Here is a 22,594-nt window from a genome sequence, read left to right as displayed (position 1 = left end):
AAAATTTCCTGAGAGGATAAATTATCATCTTTTGATTAACACGGAAATTAGAAAGCTCAAAATTTTCTTTTTTTCTTGTATTGCCTCAAAGATAATATCAAATTTTTCAGAATCACCAATTCTACCAGTTTGAAAAAGAATATATTTTCCTCCCAACAAGGTTGTCTGAACTATTTCAATTTCTTTTATAAACTTTTCAGAAATGTATGAAAGATCATAAATTTTCTCAACTGTTGAGTCAAAGAAGAAAAGATAAGATTTATCTTTTTTCTTTTTATTCATTGTTTCTATCAAACAATCTATTGTAAAAATAGAATATTTACCATCAAGAATCTTAGTTTGACAGAAACATTCTATCTGATTTAAGGAAATTTTAGATTCAGTTTTCCTAAACTGTAGCAGTTTTATTTCATATAAGTTTACTTCGGCATGGTTTAATATATCTATTTTTAATATGCAAAAAGCCGAAGAGTTTTGCTCTATAGACAAACCATAGACAATCATTTTTGTCTTATCAATACCAATAATATTATCTATTGGTATTTTTAAACTGTATTCAGTCAAAAGGTGAAGACGTTTATCTGCTTCAAGAGTGTATATTAGCAAATTTGTAATTTTTAGATTAGAAGAATTTTCCTCTCTTGTTGCAATAAATAAAGTATCTTCGTGGTACAAAAGTCTCGTCTTAGAACAAATTTTTAATAGATTTTCAGACAATATGCTTTTTTGTGGAATAAACAAATGTCCTACAAAAGTTACATTACCCACTTATTTACACCTCAATTGATATTTCTATTTTTGACTTTTTGGCGTCACAAGCTTATTTTGCATACATTATTCTAATTGTTGTCCAAACTACTTTTGACAACTGGAAAACGACTGTAATTCAAAGAATATCAATGATTAGAAACTTTATCAATATGGTACAACCAAGATTTCCTCATTATCTAGAGGATTATTAAAATACAAAATATTTGAACAAGGTTCGGTTTGTAGTAGTAATCTTTTATCATAAAGTGAAAAAAACTTAAAAATGGTGTTATTAGGCTCCAAATATTCCATTGTTACAAGGTAGCCATCACTTTCACAAATATCTATACATCTTTCTTTTTTGTTAAACTTAAATGTGTTGTAATTCTTAGTAACTATTTTTTTTCCTAAATAGAGAGCTTCTATAATACTTATTTCTTGATTTTCAACTATTTCTCTTGCAATGTAAAGAACATCTTTTTTATCAATCTTATTTACTTTAATAATTTTGTAATTGGTATAACTAGAATTTTCTAATATTTTTTCCCTGATAGTACAAATAAGATGTGAAGAATTATTCTTCTCAAGAAGATTAATTTTGTAAAATTCAGATTTATTTTCATTAACATATGTTTTAAGATAATAATAGTTATCATTCTCAATGAAATAAAAGGGTAAAACAGCATCGAATTGAGTACATGTAAAAGTGTATTTTTCGAAATCTACTGTATCTTTTAAAATATCAACTTTTAATTGTTCAATAGGATAAATTATGTGCTTTTGAGTAAAATGATCGGTTGAAACAATATCACTTCCTTCTTTATTATTGACAAGGAGATCATGTTTTTCGGAACTTCCAAGGTTGCTAATTTCAAAAAATAAGTATTTAGAATCAAACAGATGTACTTGGACCACGTCGATATGTTTTATTTTTTTTGATAGTCGAGAAGACAATAGATAATATTTTCTTGCTATAATATCAATAAAAATAAACAATGGCTCAAACATCTCTAATTTGTTATTTTTATCAAAGTATAGCATTAATTTCACAAAGATATATCTTTTATCTAATAATTTTGCATGTATTGAATATTTAGTTTTACAAAAAAGGCTGTTATCAAAGTCTTCCAGTTCTAAAGGGAGGGGAATGACTATTATATCCTCTTCTTCTAACTCAGAGTTCAGTTTTTTTATATGGAGTTTGAGACAAGAAGTAAAAGAGCCATGAATTGTAAATATATCTTCGCACATATCATTATATAAAATTTTAACATCATTGAAAAGTTTAAAGTATTTAGATTTATATTTTTTAGTATCAATATAAAATACTCCCATCTGATATAATTTAAATGGATGTTTATAAGTCCAACAAAAAATTTTATTATTTTTGTAAAGACAAAAGTTTGAAAATTCTCTGGTATTATAATTCGATAAATATTCTCTTAAACTATCAAATAAAGAAATTTTCCTCAATTAGTTGACCTCCTTATCCTAATGCAATAGGCAAAGCTATAGCAAACTGTGCAGAGACAGTGTCCAAATCACCAATATTATACTCTTCTTTTGTTTTATCATCAATTAGCTTTGACTTTAAGTTTTAAAAACATGTTTATAGAAACTTTGATTATTTGATATTAGAAGATATTTTGAATTTAGCAACATTGAGATATAATAAAAATTAGCTAAAAGAAGAATTATGCAAAGTTTTTATTGTCCAGTTAATTACAAAAATACAATTAAAATGTGTAAAAAATAGGGGTTGAAAAATGTTGAACTTGATATTGGAACACAAAAAGTTGTTAGAAGAAGCATTAAATAATGAAATTCAGTTAAACGAAAAATTTTTCATTTATAATGACCAAATGATAAAAAATTTTCAACATGAAAGATTAGTACACTTATTGGTTACACTCTTCTTTGGACTAATTACAATATTAGCGTTTATATTTGTATACAGCAATGTACAATCTCTGTGTGGGTATATACTAATTGCAATATTGATAGTTATGACCTTTTTCTATACAATATACTACTTTAGACTTGAAAATGCCGTTCAAGAAATTTATAAACTAACGAAGGAAATCTATAAAAAAAGCAATATGTTGTAATTTAGTTTTCAACCAAATTTAAAGGTTTCTTTTGTAAACATTGAGGTAGGGGAGTTTCCAGTCAGAAAATTGATGATATTCAACCTCTATTTACTTTAAGGAGGGAATATTCCAATTTTTATTTTTTTTGAATCAATAGAAGGTAGCAGTTTGCAGTTTTTAAGTGTTGTATGTTTTTAAAAATCAACACACAATATGTACGGTTGGTTTTGCTTGAGGAAGAATAAAATATCTGAATTAATCATTTTGATTGAATTTTTTTCAGCATGTGATATAATTGTAATATGGTTTTATGGCTTTTTGCAGGGAAGGTGAGTTAATTGAAAATTTTCTACGTTAATATTGAGTATAAAGATGGAAAAAAGGCAGAAGATGTTTTTCTCACAAACGCTAAAGCAAAAGAGATGTGTGATATACTTTTAGGTGAAGACAAAGAAGGAAATATCAAGCTTGTTGAAACAAAGTGCAGGGAAGTAGATTTATGATTTGAATTAAAATTTGTTACAAATTAATACAAATTTTTTAGGAGGTTTTTAATCACAATGGCAAAGATAATTCTAACCGTTTTAGAGCTTCTTTTAGCAATTGCACTTATAATTGTTGTGCTTTTGCAATCTGGAAAAAGTGCAGGACTTTCAGGTTCAATTGCAGGTGGTGCTGAGACATTTTTTGGAAAGTATAAAGGAAGAACTCTTGATGCTATGCTTGGAAGATATACGTGGATTATAGCAGCAGCTTTCTTTGTTGTATCAATAGTTTTATTCTTTGTAATAAAGTAAAACCTGAGGTTGAATGTCAACCTTGGGTTTTTATTTTAACTGCCATTTTCGTTCAATATATTTTACATCAAACAAAAATACAAAAGGAGGGACACAAAACATGTCTGTTGCTCGTGAAGTTGCACTGGACGAAGTTAAAAAGCGAATAAAAACCCAGAATCTTTTAAAACATTGTCTGGCTTGTGAGGCTATCATGCGTGAGCTTGCATGTTATTTTGAACAAGATATGGATAAGTGGGGGATTTGTGGACTTGTTCATGACATAGATTATGAAGAGACAAAAGATAAACCTGATGAACACAGCCTGGTAGGTTCAAAAATATTAGAGGATTTAGGTTTTGATAAAGATATTGTATATGCCGTAAAGGTTCATAATGATGCACATGGACTTCCAAGACTTTCTCTTATGGATAAAGCTCTTTACTGTGTTGACCCAACATCAGGCTTTATTGTAGCTGGTGCTTTGATTCTACCATCTAAAAAACTTTCGGACGTTACAGTACCGTTTTTGTTAAACAGGTTCAATGAAAAAGGTTTTGCAAAGGGGGCAAACAGGGAACAAATGAAGGCATGTTCTGAACTTGGACTTGAACTTGAAGAATTTTTAGGAATAGCACTAAAAGCAATGCAAAAAATATCTAATGAACTTGGTTTATGAGATTAAAAGAGTAAAAGGATGTGATACTTCTGTGAAAAAGGCAAGGATTGAAGAGAAAAAACAAGAGGTTTTAGCTCTGTTTCAAGAAGAAAGTTATCATCCCATGACGTTTTCAGAGATAGTGGAAGTATTAAATTGGGACGAAAAGGGTGAAAAAACTCTCAAAAGAATATTAGATGAACTTGAACAGGAGGGCAAAATTGTAAAGACAAAACGAGGTAGATTTGGTCTTGCTGAAGAGATGAATCTCTTTGCAGGCACTCTTGAGGTAAATCCGCGGGGCTATGGTTTTTTGATACCGGATAATCCCAATATTCCTGATATATATGTTTCGGCTGAGAATATGAATGGTGCTATGCATGGCGACAGGGTACTTGTCAAAGCGCTTTCTGCTGTTCCTGTTGAAGGTAAGAAAATTGAGGGATATGTTGAAAGAATATTGCAACGAGGTATTACAAAAGTTGTTGGAAGATATGAGGATAGCAGAAATTTTGGATTTGTAATTCCGGACGACCAGAGGATAATTTATGATATATATATTCCTAAAAGTGGAAAAAACAAAGCAAAGACAGGACAAAAGGTTGTTGTTGAAATTACAAGATATCCTGAAAAAAGAAGAAATCCAGAGGGAAAAATTGTTGAAATTTTAGGATATGAGAATGCTAAAGGCGTTGATATTCTTTCAATAATCAAAAAATATGAGCTTGATGAAGAGTTTCCAAAAGAAGTTTTAAAAGAAATTGAGAATATTCCAGACGAGGTTACACAAGAGGATTTAGAAGGAAGAGTTGACCTGCGCAACTGGACAATCTTTACAATCGATGGTGAGGATGCAAAAGACTTTGACGATGCAGTGTCTATCAAAAAACTTCCAAACGGGAACTATCTTTTAGGTGTTCATATTGCAGATGTTAGCCACTATGTAAAGCCAAACACCCATCTTGACAAGGAAGCTTACAGGCGCGGAACGTCTGTGTATCTTGTTGACAGAGTCATCCCAATGCTTCCGTTTAAGCTTTCAAATGGCATCTGTTCACTCAACCCAAACGTTGACAGGTTGACATTTTCTGTTCTTATGGAGATTGACAAGCAGGGAAATGTTGTGAAGCATGACATCTTTGAAAGTGTGATCAGAAGCAAAGAGAGAATGACGTATACAAATGTGACAAAGATTCTCAAAGAAGAGGACAAAGAGCTTTTGAAAAGGTATGAACATATAAGAGAAGACTTAGAGCTAATGCGCGAGCTTGCTTTAATTTTGCGAGAAAAGAGAATGAAAAGAGGAGCTTTGGACTTTGATTTTGACGAGACAAAAGTCATACTTGACAAAAACGGCAAACCCATAGACGTTATCCGATATGAGCTTACAATCTCTAATAAAATAATTGAAGAGTTTATGCTAATTTGCAACGAGACAGTTGCAAATCATTTCTACTGGCTAAATGTTCCGTTTTTGTACAGGGTTCATGAAGAGCCTGATATTGAAAAGATTTACCAGTTTGCAGAATTTATATACAACATGGGGTATGTTCTAAAAGGTATTTCGAACAAGGTACATCCCAAAGCTTTGCAGGCGGTTTTAGAGCAAAGCCGTGGCACGCCAGAAGAAAGGGTTATTCATACGCTGTGTTTGAGGTCTCTTAAGAAAGCAAGGTACTGTGAAGAAAACCTTGGTCACTTTGGTCTTTCGACAGAATACTATTGTCATTTTACCTCTCCAATAAGAAGGTATCCTGACCTTGTAATCCACAGGATTATGAAAGATGTTTTGAAAGGCAAAATGACAGAGAAGAAAGCTCAGAGACTGAAACTTAAAATGCCAGAGATTGCAAAATGGACATCACAGAGAGAAAGAGTTGCAGAAGAGGCAGAACGTGAGACGGTTGATCTTAAGAAAGTAGAGTTTATGCAGGATAAAATTGGTCAGGTATTCGAAGGTATTATTTCAAACGTTACACCTTTTGGATTTTTTGTTGAGCTTGAGAATACAATTGAAGGCTTAGTAAGAGTCAGCTCATTAGAGGATGATTATTATGTCTTCAATGAAAAGACTTATCAGCTTATAGGCGAAAAGTCAAAAAAGGTGTATAAGATAGGTGACAGGGTAAAAGTAATGCTCATTGACGCTAATGTGCCGCTAAGACAAATAGAGTTTGCTGTTGTGGAAAAACTCAAAATGTAGAAAAAGGGTGATGCGCATGCACATAGCACTTTATAGGAAATACAGGCCCAAAGTGTTTGAAGATGTTGTTGCTCAGGATCATATAACCAAAACGTTAAAAAACCAGATAAAACAGGACAAAGTAGCACACGCATACATCTTTTGCGGTCCGAGAGGAACTGGCAAGACAACAACCGCAAAGATAATGTCAAGAGCTGTGAACTGTTTGAATCCCAAGGATGGAAATCCATGCAACGAATGTGAGGTTTGCAGGAGCATCTTAGACGAAAAGACACTTGACGTTTTGGAGATTGACGCTGCATCAAACACCAGTGTCAATGACGTGAGGCAAATCAGGGACGAAGTTAGGTACCCGCCTTCTATGTGCAAAAAGAAAGTGTATATAATAGACGAGGTTCACATGCTCTCAACAGGGGCTTTCAACGCGCTTTTAAAAACCATTGAAGAGCCCCCCTCCCATGCACTTTTTATTCTTGCAACCACAGATATCCAGAAAGTGCCTGCAACCATTTTATCCAGGTGTCAGAGGTTTGATTTTAAAAGGATTTCTGTAAAGGACATATATGAAAGACTCAAAAAGATTGTTCAGATGGAAAATATTTCAATTGACGATAATGCCCTCTATTTGATTTCGCAAAAGGCAGAAGGAGCTCTGAGGGATGCTTTGACCATATTAGAAAGATGCATAAATACATCTGATGAACATATAACCTACAAGTTTGTTGCAAACCTTTTAGGTGTTACTTCAACTGAGATAGTAAAAGATTTTATTGCTGCTGTTGTAGAAAACGATTCAAACAAAGGACTTAAAGTTGTAAACAGGCTCTGGGATGAAGGGATGGATGTAAATACCTTTTTAGAAGAGGCTGTGAAACTTTTGAGAAGTGCACTGATTTTACGACTTGGTGCAAAAGAAGTTCTAATTGACATGCTTGAGGATGATAAAGCTTTTGTCATAAACATCTCAAACCTTGTTGACTCAAACAGGCTTGTGTCGAGCATAAAGATGCTTATTGACACTGCCAACCAGATACGCTGGACAAGGTTTCCAAAGGTCTTGCTTGAAATAAACACAATAAAGCTTTGCGATAGCCAGTTTGACACCTCATTTGAAACACTCCTTGAGAGAGTGCGAAAACTTGAGACAAAGCTATCACAGCTTGCCGAAAATCCCAAAGCTTTTGATGCCATGAAACTTGACAAGGCTCAATCCACAAAACAAGAGCAAAAGACCCCGCATATAGCTGACAAAAGCGCAGAAGGTGTAGATACCAATGCATCTTTTTCATGGTCTGAGATTTTGAGCAGATGGGAGGAAATAAAAGAGGCTGTCAAGGAGGAAAAGCCGGGACTTTCACATGTTCTTCAAAGTGCCAGCCTGAAGTTTGAAAATGGTGTGAAGGTATGTTTCAAGCAGGAAGATAGTGTGTTTGCAGAGGTTTTAAGCAGAAATTTAGATTATTTTAAATCGGTTTTAAAGAGAATTATAGAATATGATGGTGAGATATTTATTGAAGTTGAAAACCAAAAACCTGTACAAGAAAATGCTGTGTCAGAAAAAGAGATAATAAACAAGCTCAAGGATATGTTTCCTGATACAGAGATTACTGTAAAAGAGTGAAAGGAGAAATGTAATAAATATGAACAACAATATTTACGTTATCTACGGTAAAAATGCTAAATCTATGACAAAACAACTTCTTGAATATGCAGATGTAAAGAGGTATATTCCAGCGGGGAGTAAAATTGCTATAAAACCCAACTTAGTTGTTGCAAAGCCTTATACATCGGGAGCAACCACAAATCCGCACATTGTTGAAGGAATTATAGAATATTTAAAAGAAAACGGATATGATCAAATTGGAATTTTAGAAGGTTCATGGCTTGGTGATTCCACAAAAAGGGCGTTTGAAGTTTGTGGTTATAATGATATTGCAAGAAGGTATGGTATAAAGCTGGTTGATACAAAGGATGATAAACCAGTTAAGGTAAAAGTAGGTGGGTATGATATAAACATTTGTAGCAAGGTTTATGAATATGACTTTTTAATAAACGTTCCGCTTTTGAAAGGGCACTGCCAGACACAACTTACATGTGCACTCAAAAATTTAAAGGGCTTGATTCCAGATAGTGAAAAAAGGAGATTTCATACCCTTGGTCTTCACAAACCAATTGCTTACTTGAACAAAGCAATAAAAACACATCTTGTTGTTGTAGACAGTATTATGCCGGACCCTGATTTTGAAGAGGGAGGGAATCCTGTTGAAAAGGATTTTATAGCCCTTGGTTTTGACCCGGTTCTCATTGACAGTTTTGCTGCCGAGCATTTAGGATATAATCCATATGATATTGAATACATACGCTTAGCAGAAAAATTAGGTATTGGGAAAGCAGGAGAATATAATCTTATAGAAATAAATCCCGAAAGCAAACCAAAAGAATTTTCAAAAAGGTCATCTATTGTTTCAAGATATGCAAAATATATTGAAGAAAAAGATGCTTGTTCGGTTTGCTATGCAAATCTTATAAGCGCGCTTATGAGGTTAGATGAACAGGGATTTTTAAAAAGACTTAACAAAAAACTTTATATAGGTCAGGGTTATAAAGGCAAATCTATGGATGGAATTGGAATTGGGAGCTGCACAAAAGATTTTAAAGTATGCAAATATGGCTGTCCTCCAAAGTCTAATGAAATTGTTGAGTTTTTAAAACAGAATTTATAGGAAAATATTTATTCCTCAGGGCACATACATTTATAGAAGATGTGTGTGCCTTTTTTTATAAAGTTTGATGGGATAGTGATTAAATTTTCAACAACCACAGTGGCTTGACAAATGAGATATCCACAAAGTTATCCACATTATCCACAGCTCAATTTTTAACAGAATGAATATTTGTCTGTTGTGAATTGTGAATAATTCTGTGGAAAAAATTTTTGTGTAAATAAGTCGAATTTGGTGGTATATATATAATATCAAAACAAAACCTTCTACATAGAAAGGATGATTGATATGATGAACTTTATCATCAGTGGTAAAAACATTGAAGTAACAGATGCACTAAAAGATAGGATAGAAAAAAAACTTTCAAAGCTTGAGAGGTATATAAAACTTGATACAGATGTTCATGTAACTTTGAGTGTGGAAAAAATTTCGCATATCATTGAAGTGACAATACCATTTCATGGAATGATATTGAGAGCTGAAGAGAGAAGCAACGATATGTACAGCGCAATAGATTTGGTTGTTGACACCTTGGAAAGGCAAATTAGAAAGTTCAAAACAAAGATAGCAAAAAAGGAAAAAGATGTAGAGTCTTTGCGATACATGACATATGCTCCTGAAGAGCCTGAAAAGGAAGAGTCAGAAGAAAATGGAGAGTTTGTTATTGCCAAGACAAAGAAGTTTCCAATAAAACCCATGAGTGTTGAAGAGGCTATATTGCAAATGAATTTACTTGGTCATAACTTCTTTGTATTTTTGAATCAAGACACAGATAAGGTGAATGTGGTTTATAAAAGAAAAGACGGTGCGTATGGTATAATTGAACCTGAATATTAAAAAGTTTTTCACAAAAGAAGAACAAGAGAATCACTGCCCCCGCTCAAGGTTTATAAAAATGCCTTGAGCGGATTTTTGTTTGAATATAGTCTTGAGAAATGATAAAATATTTATTTGAAATGTCTAAAAAATTATCAAAAAAATCGAGGGTGGAACAATGTTAAAGATAATCGAAAAACTTATAGGTAGTTACAGTGAAAGAGAAATTAAGAAGATCTTGCCGATAATTGACAAGATAGAATCACTTGCACCTGAATATGAAAAATTAACAGATGCAGAACTGAGACAAAAGACAGATATATTTAAACAGAGGTTACAAAATGGAGAAACATTAGACGATATCCTGCCAGAAGCATTTGCTGCTGTTCGAGAAGCTGCATGGAGAACTTTGAAAATGCGTCATTTCAGAGTTCAGTTAATTGGTGGTGTGGTTTTGCATCAAGGTAGGATTGCAGAGATGAAAACTGGTGAAGGTAAGACCCTTGTGGCAACTCTGCCTGCGTACTTGAACGCTTTGGAGGGCAAGGGTGTTCATATAGTAACGGTCAACGATTATCTTGCCAGAAGAGATGCTGAGTGGATGGGACCTATTTACAATTTTCTGGGACTTTCTGTTGGTGTTATAGTACATGGATTGACACATGAAGAGAGGAAAAAGGCTTATCACTGTGATATTACCTATGGGACAAACAATGAGTTTGGTTTTGACTACTTGCGCGATAACATGGCAATTTACAAAGAAGAGCTTGTACAAAGAGAGCTGAACTATGCAATAATAGATGAGGTTGACTCAATCTTGATTGATGAGGCAAGAACGCCTCTTATTATCTCAGGTCCTGCTGAGAAATCAACAGACCTTTACAAAAGAGCAGACAATTTTGTAAGAAGACTAAAACCTCTTTATTATAACAGTGATGATGACAAGCAGATGCCAGATACAACTGGCTATGACTATATAGTAAACGAGAAAAGACACACAGTTTCGCTCACAGAAGAGGGTATCAAGAAAGCTGAGAAATATTTTGGTGTAGGTAACTTAGCAGACCCGGAAAACGCAACACTTCATCATCACATTATTCAGGCACTTAAAGCTCACGCTCTTATGAAAAGAGATAGAGACTATGTTGTAAAAGATGGGCAGGTAATAATTGTTGATGAGTTTACTGGGAGACTTATGTACGGGCGAAGGTTTTCAGAAGGACTTCATCAGGCAATAGAGGCAAAAGAGGGCGTAAGAATTGAGAGAGAAAGCAAAACTCTGGCAACAATAACTTTTCAGAACTATTTCAGATTGTACAAAAAACTTGCTGGTATGACAGGTACTGCAAAAACTGAAGAGCAGGAGTTCAGAGAGATCTACAAGCTTGATGTCATAGAAATTCCTACACACAAGCCAATGATTAGAATTGATCACCCGGATAAGGTTTACAAGACAGAAAAAGCCAAGTTTGATGCAATTGTTCAGGAAATTGTTGAAACTCACAAAAAAGGGCAGCCTGTTTTGGTTGGCACAGTGTCAATTGAGAAGTCTGAGATGCTGAGCGAGATGCTCAAAAAACATGGCATAAAACATGAGGTTTTAAACGCAAAACACCACGAAAAAGAGGCTATGATAATTGCAAAGGCTGGTCAAAAAGGTGCTGTTACAATAGCAACTAACATGGCTGGCCGTGGAACAGACATTGTTTTAGGCGAGGGTGTTGCTGAGCTTGGCGGACTGAAAGTAATTGGTACAGAGAGGCATGAGAGCAGGCGAATAGACAACCAGCTTCGAGGAAGAGCCGGTCGTCAGGGTGACCCGGGTGAATCAAGATTTTATGTGTCGCTTGAGGACGATTTAATGAGGCTTTTTGGGTCTGAGAGGATCAAAAATCTTGTTGAGTCGCTGGGACTTCCTGATGACCAGCCAATTGAACACAAGCTCTTGTCTGATGCCATTGAAAAGGCACAAAAGAGGGTTGAAGCGCGAAACTTTGAAATACGCAAACACCTTTTGCAGTTTGACGATGTTTTGAACAAGCAAAGAGAAATAATTTACTCACAAAGGCGCAAGGTTTTAGAAGGCGAAAACTTGAGAGATTCTATCCTTGGCATGATAGATGAGCTTGTTGACTACAAGATAAAGGTGTACACAGGTGAAAGTCCTCATCCTGAAGACTGGGATATAAAAGGTCTTTTGCAGGATTTGAAGTTTATATTCTTGGATAGTGAACTTTCTGAGCAGGATGCAAAAAATATGACAAAACAGGAGCTAAAAGAAAAGCTCATCTCAATTGCAAAAGAAAAATATGAGAAGAAAGAACAAGAAGTTGGCGAGCTTATGCGCGAGCTTGAAAGGGTTGTGCTTTTGCGAGTTGTTGACATGCACTGGATGGAACACATAGATGCAGTAGAACAGCTGAGAGAAGGCATATCTCTTCGCGCGATTGGTCAAAAAGACCCAGTAGTTGAGTTCAGGTTCGAAGCGTTTGAGATGTTTGATGAAATGATAAAGAGAATACAAGAAGATACAATAAAGATTATACTTCATGCAAATGTTGAGAACATGCCACAGAGAGAAAGAGTAGCAAAAGAGATGTATGAAAATGCTCCATCAGATACACCTGTGAGAAAACCTGTTGTAAAAACACAAAAAGTTGGAAGAAACGACCCGTGTCCTTGTGGCAGCGGCAAAAAATACAAAAAATGTTGCGGTGCAGTTTGATTTTTTAACCTTATCATTTTTTGGAAAGGGTGGTTTTAGAAGATGCTGATGCTTGAAGAGATTTTGCAAAGACTTGAAAAAGCAGAAGAAGACCTCAAGGAAATGAGGGTTTCTCTTTGACATCGACAGGCTGCAAAGTGAACTAAAATGGTTGGAGAGTGAGACTTCAAATCCTGATTTCTGGCAGGATTTAGAGAACTCTCAAAAAGTTTTGCAGAAAATAAAGAGGCTAAAGGACAAGATAGAAAGATTCCAAAAGTTATGTTCACAGTGGGAAGATTTGAAAGTTCTGACAGAGCTGAGCATAGAAGAAGGAAATCATGAAATGGCAGAAGAGCTTGAAAAAGAGCTTTTGGACCTTGAGAAGAAAATAGAGGATTTCAAGATAGAGGTCCTTTTGAACGGTCCTTATGACAAAAACAATGCAATACTTTCAATTCATGCTGGTGCAGGTGGAACAGAAGCTCAGGACTGGGCAGAGATGCTTTTAAGAATGTATACGCGCTGGGCAGCAAAAAAGGGGTACAAGGTTGAAACTCTGGACATTTTGCCCGGCGAAGAGGCAGGTATAAAGAATGTTACAATTCGTATAGTTGGTGAAAATGCTTATGGGTATCTGAAAGCAGAAAAAGGTGTTCACAGACTTGTGAGGATTTCTCCATTTGATGCAGCAGGAAGAAGACATACTTCATTTGCAGCGGTTGAAGTTCTGCCCGAGGTTGAAGATGACACAGACATTGAGATAAAGGAAGAGGACCTTGAGATAGACACCTTCAGAGCATCTGGGGCAGGTGGCCAGCATGTTAACAAGACAGAGTCGGCTGTTAGAATAAAGCATATTCCAACTGGTATTGTTGTTACATGCCAGAATGAAAGGTCCCAGCACAAGAACAGAGAAATTGCACTTAAGATCTTAAAAGCAAAACTGTTAGAGCTCAAAGAAAAGGAAAGAAGAGAGAAGATTCAAAAACTCAAGGGTGAGCAGACAGATATTGGATGGGGGAACCAGATACGGTCTTATGTATTTTGCCCGTATACACTGGTAAAAGACCACAGGACAGAAGCAGAAGTAGGAAATGTTGAGGCAGTAATGGACGGTGAGATAGATGTCTTCATAAATGCGTATTTGAAAAAGTTTAGAAATGAGGAGGAAGTTGCATGAAACAGTATGTCATTTTCAATGTGGGCGAATTCAGCTTTGGGGTTGACATACTTGAGATTGTTGAGATTATAAAGCCAAGCAAGATTGTAAAAGTACCAGCTATGCCCCAGTATGTTGAAGGAATAATTGATGTAAGAGGAACGTCTGTCCCTGTTTACAACCTTGCAAAACGGCTTGAGATTGAGTCAAAGTCGGAAACTCAAAAAATCATGATTGTTGAGCTTTCTAAATTTCCTGTTGGTTTTTTGGTGGATGATGTATCTGAGATACTCAAGATTGAAAATGACAAGATTGAAAAGGCAAATGAGAATATCAGAGGAATCAAGAGAAAGTTTATTGATTCAGTTGCTCGGGTGGGCGATGATATGATTATTATTCTTGACCTTAAAAACGTGCTCACAGTAGAAGAAGAAAATGAAATATCTGACATGCTTGCAGAGAATAATCAATAGCTTCAATTTTTTAAGGGCTTTAAATGTTAATTTTAGCCCTTTTTCTTTTGCAAAAAACATTATAAAAATTTTTTCAGTTAGAAAAAGAGTTAATTGAAAAGTGTATACAGGTATACTAAAATTATTTTCAAAAATATTGATGAGGTGAAAAGTAAAATGGCAAAACCTATGACAATGTCACAAAAGATTTTAGCTTACCATGCAGGAAAAGAATATGTTGAGCCAGGAGATTTGATTTTTGCAAATGTTGACCTTGTTTTGGGGAATGACGTTACAACACCTGTTGCAATAAAAGAGTTTGAAAAAATAGGAGTTGATAAGGTTTTTGATAAAGATAAGATTGCAATTGTGCCCGACCATTTTACTCCAAACAAAGACATAAAGTCTGCTCAACAATGCAAGATGGTTCGCGAGTTTGCTAAAAAGTATGATATTACAAACTACTTTGAAGTTGGTGAGATGGGCATTGAACATGCGCTTTTACCTGAAAAAGGTCTTGTTGTGCCGGGTGATTTGGTAATTGGTGCAGACTCTCATACTTGCACATATGGTGCTCTTGGCAGCTTCTCAACAGGAATAGGTTCAACTGACATGGCATGTGCAATGGCAACAGGTAAGTGCTGGTTTAAAGTACCAGAAGCTATAAAATTTGTTCTCTACGGCAAGAAAACTGGCTGGACATCTGGAAAGGATATCATACTTCACATTATTGGTATGATAGGTGTTGATGGAGCACTTTACAAATCTATGGAATACACAGGAGAGGGATTGAAATCACTTTCGATGGATGACAGGTTTACCATTGCTAATATGGCAATTGAAGCAGGCGCAAAGAATGGTATATTTGAGGTTGATGAGAAGACAATTGAATATGTAAAACAACATTCAACAAAGCCTTATAAAATCTTTAAGGCAGACGAGGATGCAGAGTATTCACAGGTATTTGAGATAGATATTTCAAAAGTAAGACCTACAGTAGCCTTCCCGCACCTTCCAGAAAACACAAAGACAATTGATGAGATAACAGAAAGGATTTATATTGACCAGGTGGTAATTGGCTCTTGCACAAATGGTAGAATTGAAGATTTGAGGATTGCAGCAAAGATACTAAAAGGTAGAAAGGTTAAAAAAGGTCTCAGATGTATTATATTCCCTGCAACACAGAATATATACAAGCAAGCATTAAAAGAGGGGCTCATTGAAATATTCATCGACGCTGGATGTGTTGTATCGACACCAACATGCGGTCCATGTCTTGGAGGACATATGGGAATTTTGGCAGATGGTGAGAAAGCTCTTGCTACAACAAATAGAAACTTTGTTGGCAGAATGGGTCATCCAAATAGTGAAGTTTATCTGTCATCACCTGCAATTGCTGCAGCATCAGCAGTTTTAGGCTATATCGGGTCACCAGAAGAGCTTGGTATGAAGGGAGATGAAGAGTGATGATTTTCAAAGGAAAAGCTCACAAGTATTATGATAATATTGATACAGATGTTATAATCCCTGCAAGATATCTTAATACATCTGACCCGGCTGAACTTGCAAAACATTGTTTGGAGGATTTAGACAAAGAGTTTGTGAACAAGGTTCAAAAAGGTGACATTTTGGTTGCAGGGAAGAACTTTGGTTGCGGTTCGTCAAGAGAGCATGCACCAATTGCTATAAAGGCATGCGGAGTTTCGTGTGTGATTGCTAAGTCGTTTGCGAGAATATTTTACAGAAATGCTATAAACATTGGTCTTCCTATTGTTGAATGCGAAGAAGCTGTGAATGGAATAGAAGCTGGCGATGAGGTTGAAATTGACCTTGTAAATGGAGTTATAAAAAATATTACAAAAAATAAAGAGTTCAAGGCAAAACCGTTTCCAGAGTTTATGCAAAATATAATGAAGGCAGGCGGACTAATAGAGTTTGTAAAAGGAGAGTTGAAAAAAAATGCATAGGATAGCTGTAATTCCTGGTGATGGAATAGGTCCTGAGGTGATTGAGCAAGCACTTCTTGTTCTTGATAAAGTATCTTCAAAATTTGGAATAAAATTTGATTATATCTTCATTGACGCTGGCGGATGCGCAATTGACAAATATGGTGTACCAATTAGAGATGAAGATTTGGAACTGGTTAAAAAATGTGAAGCAACACTTTTGGGTGCTGTGGGAGGACCAAAATGGGATAATCTCCCAGGTAATTTAAGACCCGAACAGGCTCTTTTGAAGTTAAGAGGTGGACTAAAAGTTTATGCAAACCTTCGACCTGCTGTGCTATACGATGAATTAAAAGATTCATCTCCTCTTAGAAGAGAAATTGTATCTAAAGGCATTGATATCTTGGTTGTAAGAGAACTTATTGGTGGTATGTATTTTGGTCCAAAGGGAAGAGAAATAAGAAATGGTGAAGAGGTTGCGTATGATACAGAGATTTATTCAGTAAGTGAAATAGAAAGGATAGCAAAAGTTGCATTTGAGGCTGCAAAAAAGAGGAGAAAAAAGGTAACTTCGGTTGACAAAGCAAATATCTTAGAATCTTCAAGGCTGTGGCGTGAGGTTGTAAGCAGGATTGCAAAAGATTATCCAGATGTTGAGCTAAACCACATGTATGTTGACAATGCGTCAATGCAGCTTGTAAAAGACCCATCACAGTTTGATGTTATACTTACTTCCAACATGTTCGGTGACATTTTGTCTGATGAGGCATCAATGATAGTAGGGTCGATTGGTATGCTTGCCTCAGCTTCACTTGGTGAAGGAAGTATAGGACTTTACGAGCCAATTCACGGCACAGCACCTGACATTGCAGGACAGGATTTGGCAAATCCTGTTGCAACAATTTTGTCTGCTGCAATGATGCTTCGCTACAGCTTTGATATGGAAGATGCTGCAAAGGCTATAGAAAATGCTGTCAAGATTGCTCTCAAAGAGGGATATAGAACAAGAGATATCTATACAGAAAATTGCAAACTTGTTGGAACAAAGCAGATGGGAAAAATTATTTGTGAAAATATCTAAAAGCTGCAGAGAATTTTCTGCAGCTTTTTTGTGTTTATAATCTTTTTAAAGTAAGGTAAAATATAAACATAACACATTTTTAAATAAACCATACACTGGAGGGGTTTTTGAAATGAAATACAGACCCTTTGGGAAAACAGACTTTATGGTATCTGCTCTTGGATTTGGTGCAATGAGGTTACCAATCTTGGATGGTGACTATTCGAAGATTGACGAAGAAAAGGCAATTGAAATGCTTCATTTTGCAATTGACAATGGAATCAATTACATTGACACAGCGTATGTGTACCATGGCGGTAACAGCGAGGTTTTAGTTGGTAAAGCTTTGAAAGGGGGATATAGAGAAAAGGTTAAGATTGCAACAAAACTTCCTGTCTGGCAGGTAAATAATTTTGACGATGCTGAGAGGATTTTAGACGAGCAACTAAAAAGACTTGATACAAACTATATTGACTTTTATCTTTTACATGCGCTCAATAAAGACCACTGGAAAAAGCTAAAAGAGATAAACATTTTTAAATGGGTTGAAAAAGTTCTCAATGAAGGCAAAATAAAATATATAGGATTTTCGTTCCATGATGATTTGAACACATTCAAAGAAATAGTGGATAGCTATAACTGGACATTTTGCCAGATACAGTATAATATTCTAAACAGGAACTATCAAGCAGGAGAAGAGGGTTTAAAGTATGCTGCCTCAAAAGGTTTAGCAGTTGTCATCATGGAGCCGCTTTTGGGTGGAAGACTGGCAAAAGAGCCACCTCAGGAGATTAAAAAACTTTGGGATGAGGCAACTGCCAAAAGAACACCTGTTGAGTGGGCTTTGGCGTGGCTTTGGAACCAAAAAGAAGTTTCGGTAGTGTTAAGTGGTATGAGTACATTGGAACAGGTAAAGCAAAATATCGAATATGCAAGCAAATATGATATAGGGCATCTTACAGCTGAAGAACTTGAGCTTGTAGAAAAGGTTGCCCAAAAGTACAATGAACTGAGGAAAGTCAACTGTACTGAATGCAAGTATTGTATGCCATGTCCACAGGGCATTGATATTCCATGGAATTTTAGCATTTACAATCATGCAAGCATGTATAACATGTTCGAAGAGATGAGAAATGACTATTTAAAGAAGGAAAAAGAGAGAGCTGAAAATTGTATAGAATGTGGGGTATGTGAGGCAAAATGTCCACAAAATCTTCCAATTAGGAATCTTTTAAAAGAGGTTGCAGCTTATTTTTCAAAATAAAAATTGATTATTTACTTTGAAGCTAATTTTATGATAAAATACTGCATGTTGTGGGAAGATAAAAATTCTTTCTTCCCTTGCTCCCAAAATAGATGTTGGGGGCCTTTAAGTCTACAAGGGAGGTGAAAACTGTGGTTGAGAGAAAGTATGAAACAGTATTTATTATAAGCCCCGCACTTGACGATGAGGCAAGGGCAGCTCTTGTCGAAAAGTTCAAAAACCTTATCTCAAGCAATGGTCAGCTTCTTACAGTTGAGGAGTGGGGGAAAAGAAGGCTTGCGTACAAGATTGATAAGCACGCAGAAGGGTATTATGTGCTGATGCAATTTATAAGCAAGCCTGAGTTCCCACGCGAGCTTGAGAGGGTTTACAGAATTACAGACGGGGTTATTAGGTTCTTGATTGTAAAGCTTGAAAAATAAGAGGGGGCGGCTTTTTTGAACAAGGTTATTTTGATGGGTCGCCTTACGCGCGACCCAGAGTTTAGGCTTACTGCCAACAATACCCCCGTTGCAAACTTCACGCTTGCTGTCAACAGACGTTTTAAACGCGAAAATGACCAGGATGCCGATTTTATTCCCATTGTTGCGTGGAGCAGGCTTGCCGAGTTTTCAAAAAACTATCTAAAAAAAGGAAGGCAAGTTGTGGTAATAGGAAGGCTGCAGCTTCGCACGTGGGATGATGAGGCAAATAGGCGTCACTACATCACCGAGGTTGTGGCGGAAGAGATTTACTTTGCAGAACCAAAACCTAAGGATGTACCGGTGGACAGCGAAGCAGAGGTAAAAGAAGACATTATTTTGCCTGACTTAGATGAAGAGACAATTGAAGGTGAACTTGAGAACTTTTTTGAAGAGGATGTAAAAATTCCATCAAAAAATAATGATGTTGATGAGGGTATAGAAGACGACCTGCCATTTTAGATAAAGTGGAAATTTAAGAAAAAGGAGGGGAAAGGTTTGAACAACAATCAAAATCAGCAGCAAGCTCAAGCTACTCAAACATTTGAAAGAGTTAGTTCAAGGCAGAAAAAGAAAAAGAGAGTATGTTCATTCTGTGTGGAGAGAATATATGAGATAGATTACAAAGATGTGAACAGACTCAAGAAATTCCTCACAGAAAGAGGCAAAATTATGCCAAGAAGAACAACTGGCAACTGTGCAAGACATCAAAGACAGCTCACAAGAGCAATCAAAAGAGCAAGGATTTTAGCGCTTTTGCCGTTTATAGTTGAATAAGAGATCTTAATTGGTAAAAACCCCCTTCTACTTTTTACTGTAGAAGGGGGTTTTATTTTTGTGTATTATTTTGTTGTTTAATATTTGTTGATATTTATAATGATTTTGTGTAGAATCTTTATTAAATAGAAATAATAAAAATCACATAAAAATGAAAGGAGAAATAAAAATTGAATAAAGACAAAAGGTTAAGCATTATTTTTGATAAAATTATTAACGAAGATACTCCAGCTGAAAGTAGTATTATTCACTGGTGGATATTTTCAGGCGAAATAACAAATGATAGAATAATAAAAGAACTTGAATACATTTCTAATCTTGGTATTAAACAAGTATTGATTGCGGCCGGGCACAATGTTTCACCAAGATATCTATCAGATGCTTGGTTTGAAATAGTAAAATATGCAGTTCTCTGTTGTAAAGAAAAAGGAATTAAGGTATGGATTGCTGATGAAGGGACATATCCAAGTGGATTTGCGGGTGAAACTTTTAGTAAAAAGTATCCTCATAAAAGGATGAAAGCTATTGTCGTGGAGAAAGAATTTATTGTTGATAGCAATTTATGTGAAGTTAAGCCTCACTCTGGAACAATTGGAATTTTAGCAAAAGATATGAGTCAAAATAAATACTTTTCTTTTGAAAAGGCTGAATTTAGTGCTGGATTTTTATACCTCCCATATTATACAACCTGGCAGATTAAGATAATATCTTCAGCATTCAGGACATCTCCAACAAGGTATGTTCACCATCCAACAGGTGCTAAAGATACTACATATTCGCTTTGTGATTATCTTGACTATGAAGCTGTCAACCTATTCATAAGTGAGGTATATGAAAAATACAAAGTTTATATGGGAGAAGAATTTGGGAAGACAATAATTGGATTTTTTGCTGACGAACCTGATTACTCAATTTCTGGGATTCCTTTTACAGATAACATATTTGATATATTTTATAAAGAAAAAGGATATGATGTTAAAAAGTATATACCATATTTCTTTAAAGAGCAATTAGACGAAGAAATAAAAAGAATAAAGGCAGATTACTGGGATGTATGGAGTAATATTTTTACGAATACTTTCTTTAAACAAATATATAAATGGTGTGAAGAAAATGGACTTAAATTTGTAGTGCACCTTAACCATGAAGATATGATAGAGCAATTAATCAACTCTGAAGGACAGTTCTTTTCACATATGAAATATGTTCATATTCCGGCAATAGATGTGATCTGGAGACAGATATGGTACGACAAAGAGGAGATATTTCCCAAATATGCTTCTTCAGTTTCTCACATAAAAGATATAAATCAAACTTTTTCTGAGAGTTTTGCTGTTTATGGACAGGGTATCTCAGTTGAACAAATCAAATGGGTAGTTGATTACCAGTTTTCAATGGATATAAATCTTTTTTTGAGTTCAATTTTTAAACATCTTTATAATCATCCACAAAATTATTTCTTTCCAGAATTGATAAAATATATTAACACCGTTTCATATCTTTTGTATAAAAGTACCAGTTGTGCCAGAGCTCTAGTTTATTTTCCTACACCTGATCTTTGGGCAGGTGAAAACATATCTGCTCAAAAGGCAATAGAAGTTGGCAACGCTCTTTTAAAAAATCAAATTGATTTTGACTTTTTTGACCATTCTCTTTTAGAATATTTAGAGATAAAAAATCAAAAAATATACACAAGAGGTAGAAGAAGTTATGATGTTATTATCATTCCTCCCATAAAATATTTACCACAAGAGTTGTATAGACTTTTAAAGCTTTTCTCAAGCAAAGGAGGCAAGGTTCTTTTCTTTGAAAACTATCCTATGTTTGTTTATAACAAAACCTTTACTTCTTTCTTTTACTTTGTGGATGGAGAAATGGGTATAATTTTTAACAGTATTGAGGAGATGTCAAAAATCATTGAAAAAAATATTGTTGTTATGAATAGTGATAATATTAGAGTTCTTTGTAAAAAGATTGAAGAAAATTATCTGATTTTCCTTTTCAATGATTCACCAGTTTCATTTTTGGGTAATATAATATTAAAATTTACCAGGAAAAATTTATATTTATGGGATCAAACAAAGAATAAATTTTTGATAATATCAAATGTCCAAAATAAAGGGAAAGAAACACAATTTAATCTTTACATGTATCCGTATCAAACTTTGATTTTAATAGCAAGTGATGAGTATATAGATAGAATTCAAAATACAAAGCTCCCTGGAAGTTTGCCAATAACAGTTTTAGAATTAAACAATAACTGGGAAATTCATTTTAATAAAGATTTTATTGTGTATTCAGATTTAAAAGATTGGCAAAGCTTAGGGTTTAGTGATTATTCTGGCAATGTGGTTTATAGAAAAACCTTTTCATTTTCTCATGATGACTTTATTAAAAATAAACATCTTTTCCTCTACTGTCCCAATGTAAAGTATTCTGCAAAGGTATGGTTAAATGGTAAATATCTTGGTGCAAGAGCTTTTTCGCCATTTATATGGGATATAACAAAGGCATTAAAAATTGGTAAGAATGAACTTGTGATAGAAGTTCAAAATACACCTGCAGCAGCTCTTCTTGGGACACAAGAAAAATTGGAAAAATTTAAAAAAGAGGCAGAGAAGAACTTTTATCTTTCTATTTCTCTAAAATTTGACCTAGAAATGGTTCAATCAGGATTGTTACCTCCGGTTGCTATTATTTATTTCGAATAGTTTAAAAAGCTATTTCTGTGCGAACCATTTCTTCTAAAGGC

Annotated in this window: 20 protein-coding genes; 18 read left to right on the top strand and 2 right to left on the bottom strand. The window is 34.9% G+C overall.

Going from position 1 to position 22,594, the window contains the following annotated elements; translation table 11 throughout:
* Positions 1 to 24: 24 nt before the first annotated feature.
* Both COB47_RS12645 and COB47_RS09480 read right to left on the bottom strand, forming a co-directional pair.
* A complete protein-coding gene (locus tag COB47_RS12645; protein ID WP_013291157.1) occupies positions 25 to 768 on the bottom strand; it encodes a hypothetical protein in 744 nt (247 codons plus the stop codon).
* Between the two features lie 147 nt (positions 769 to 915).
* Complete coding sequence (locus tag COB47_RS09480; protein WP_013291156.1) at positions 916 to 2,223, bottom strand: hypothetical protein; 1,308 nt, start codon at positions 2,221 to 2,223, stop codon at positions 916 to 918.
* 955 nt (positions 2,224 to 3,178) lie between these two features.
* Here COB47_RS09480 and COB47_RS12140 point away from each other — a divergent pair.
* From COB47_RS12140 to COB47_RS09390, 18 genes are all read left to right on the top strand, one after another.
* Positions 3,179 to 3,343 (top strand): hypothetical protein, encoded by a 165-nt coding sequence (locus COB47_RS12140; protein WP_013291154.1) that lies wholly within the window; start codon positions 3,179 to 3,181, stop codon positions 3,341 to 3,343.
* A 57-nt stretch (positions 3,344 to 3,400) separates the two neighbouring features.
* Positions 3,401 to 3,637 (top strand): preprotein translocase subunit SecG, encoded by a 237-nt coding sequence (gene secG, locus COB47_RS09470; protein ID WP_013291153.1) that lies wholly within the window; start codon positions 3,401 to 3,403, stop codon positions 3,635 to 3,637.
* 100 nt (positions 3,638 to 3,737) lie between these two features.
* Positions 3,738 to 4,295, top strand: coding sequence for an HDIG domain-containing metalloprotein (locus tag COB47_RS09465; protein ID WP_013291152.1), 558 nt, complete (start codon positions 3,738 to 3,740; stop codon positions 4,293 to 4,295).
* Positions 4,296 to 4,326: 31 nt separating this feature from the next.
* Positions 4,327 to 6,477: a ribonuclease R gene (gene rnr / locus COB47_RS09460; RefSeq protein ID WP_041742527.1), complete on the top strand. Its 2,151-nt coding sequence runs from the start codon at positions 4,327 to 4,329 to the stop codon at positions 6,475 to 6,477.
* 16 nt (positions 6,478 to 6,493) lie between these two features.
* On the top strand, positions 6,494 to 8,098 hold the full coding sequence (gene dnaX, locus COB47_RS09455) for a DNA polymerase III subunit gamma/tau (protein ID WP_013291150.1): 1,605 nt from the start codon (positions 6,494 to 6,496) through the stop codon (positions 8,096 to 8,098).
* Between the two features lie 19 nt (positions 8,099 to 8,117).
* The gene (locus COB47_RS09450) at positions 8,118 to 9,200 is read left to right on the top strand and encodes a DUF362 domain-containing protein (RefSeq protein ID WP_013291149.1); all 1,083 of its coding nucleotides are present in this window, start codon (positions 8,118 to 8,120) and stop codon (positions 9,198 to 9,200) included.
* Positions 9,201 to 9,491: 291 nt separating this feature from the next.
* Entirely contained in the window at positions 9,492 to 10,037 is a 546-nt protein-coding gene (gene hpf / locus COB47_RS09445; protein ID WP_013291148.1) for a ribosome hibernation-promoting factor, HPF/YfiA family, read from the top strand.
* A 157-nt stretch (positions 10,038 to 10,194) separates the two neighbouring features.
* Positions 10,195 to 12,741, top strand: coding sequence for a preprotein translocase subunit SecA (gene secA / locus COB47_RS09440; protein ID WP_013291147.1), 2,547 nt, complete (start codon positions 10,195 to 10,197; stop codon positions 12,739 to 12,741).
* A gap of 42 nt (positions 12,742 to 12,783) precedes the next feature.
* Positions 12,784 to 13,903 (top strand): peptide chain release factor 2 gene (prfB, locus tag COB47_RS09435; protein WP_013291146.1). Its coding sequence is split into 2 segments (ribosomal slippage): positions 12,784 to 12,858 and positions 12,860 to 13,903, totalling 1,119 coding nucleotides; the frame shifts between segments, so codons are not numbered across the junction.
* Entirely contained in the window at positions 13,900 to 14,355 is a 456-nt protein-coding gene (locus COB47_RS09430) for a chemotaxis protein CheW (protein ID WP_013291145.1), read from the top strand. Before prfB ends, COB47_RS09430 begins: the two co-directional genes overlap by 4 nt.
* A 156-nt stretch (positions 14,356 to 14,511) precedes the next feature.
* Complete coding sequence (leuC, locus tag COB47_RS09425) at positions 14,512 to 15,801, top strand: 3-isopropylmalate dehydratase large subunit (protein ID WP_013291144.1); 1,290 nt, start codon at positions 14,512 to 14,514, stop codon at positions 15,799 to 15,801.
* Positions 15,801 to 16,301, top strand: a complete 501-nt coding sequence (gene leuD, locus COB47_RS09420; RefSeq protein ID WP_013291143.1) for a 3-isopropylmalate dehydratase small subunit — start codon at positions 15,801 to 15,803, stop codon at positions 16,299 to 16,301. The genes leuC and leuD overlap by 1 nt, the downstream gene beginning before the upstream one ends.
* Positions 16,294 to 17,361 (top strand): 3-isopropylmalate dehydrogenase, encoded by a 1,068-nt coding sequence (leuB, locus tag COB47_RS09415; RefSeq protein WP_013291142.1) that lies wholly within the window; start codon positions 16,294 to 16,296, stop codon positions 17,359 to 17,361. The genes leuD and leuB overlap by 8 nt, the downstream gene beginning before the upstream one ends.
* A gap of 112 nt (positions 17,362 to 17,473) precedes the next feature.
* Positions 17,474 to 18,604: an aldo/keto reductase gene (locus COB47_RS09410; RefSeq protein WP_013291141.1), complete on the top strand. Its 1,131-nt coding sequence runs from the start codon at positions 17,474 to 17,476 to the stop codon at positions 18,602 to 18,604.
* 131 nt (positions 18,605 to 18,735) lie between these two features.
* Positions 18,736 to 19,026, top strand: a complete 291-nt coding sequence (rpsF, locus tag COB47_RS09405) for a 30S ribosomal protein S6 (protein WP_013291140.1) — start codon at positions 18,736 to 18,738, stop codon at positions 19,024 to 19,026.
* A 15-nt stretch (positions 19,027 to 19,041) separates the two neighbouring features.
* Positions 19,042 to 19,527, top strand: coding sequence for a single-stranded DNA-binding protein (locus COB47_RS09400; protein WP_013291139.1), 486 nt, complete (start codon positions 19,042 to 19,044; stop codon positions 19,525 to 19,527).
* 36 nt (positions 19,528 to 19,563) lie between these two features.
* Positions 19,564 to 19,842, top strand: coding sequence for a 30S ribosomal protein S18 (gene rpsR / locus COB47_RS09395; RefSeq protein ID WP_013291138.1), 279 nt, complete (start codon positions 19,564 to 19,566; stop codon positions 19,840 to 19,842).
* 170 nt (positions 19,843 to 20,012) lie between these two features.
* Positions 20,013 to 22,553, top strand: coding sequence for a glycosyl hydrolase (locus COB47_RS09390; RefSeq protein ID WP_013291137.1), 2,541 nt, complete (start codon positions 20,013 to 20,015; stop codon positions 22,551 to 22,553).
* Positions 22,554 to 22,594: the final 41 nt, after the last annotated feature.

Source organism: Caldicellulosiruptor obsidiansis OB47, assembly GCF_000145215.1.
In the GTDB taxonomy this organism is placed as follows: domain Bacteria; phylum Bacillota; class Thermoanaerobacteria; order Caldicellulosiruptorales; family Caldicellulosiruptoraceae; genus Caldicellulosiruptor; species Caldicellulosiruptor obsidiansis.
The sequence above is the reverse complement of the archived record's forward strand: the minus strand, read 5'-3'. Positions and strand labels throughout refer to the sequence as shown.

Coding starts and splice junctions, on each gene's coding strand:
- leuD (WP_013291143.1), top strand. CDS start 15,801: ATGATTTTCAAAGGAAAAGCTCACAAGTATTATGATAATATTGATACA.
- secA (WP_013291147.1), top strand. CDS start 10,195: ATGTTAAAGATAATCGAAAAACTTATAGGTAGTTACAGTGAAAGAGAA.
- COB47_RS09430 (WP_013291145.1), top strand. CDS start 13,900: ATGAAACAGTATGTCATTTTCAATGTGGGCGAATTCAGCTTTGGGGTT.
- leuC (WP_013291144.1), top strand. CDS start 14,512: ATGGCAAAACCTATGACAATGTCACAAAAGATTTTAGCTTACCATGCA.
- COB47_RS09410 (WP_013291141.1), top strand. CDS start 17,474: ATGAAATACAGACCCTTTGGGAAAACAGACTTTATGGTATCTGCTCTT.
- dnaX (WP_013291150.1), top strand. CDS start 6,494: ATGCACATAGCACTTTATAGGAAATACAGGCCCAAAGTGTTTGAAGAT.
- leuB (WP_013291142.1), top strand. CDS start 16,294: ATGCATAGGATAGCTGTAATTCCTGGTGATGGAATAGGTCCTGAGGTG.
- secG (WP_013291153.1), top strand. CDS start 3,401: ATGGCAAAGATAATTCTAACCGTTTTAGAGCTTCTTTTAGCAATTGCA.
- hpf (WP_013291148.1), top strand. CDS start 9,492: ATGAACTTTATCATCAGTGGTAAAAACATTGAAGTAACAGATGCACTA.
- COB47_RS09465 (WP_013291152.1), top strand. CDS start 3,738: ATGTCTGTTGCTCGTGAAGTTGCACTGGACGAAGTTAAAAAGCGAATA.
- COB47_RS09450 (WP_013291149.1), top strand. CDS start 8,118: ATGAACAACAATATTTACGTTATCTACGGTAAAAATGCTAAATCTATG.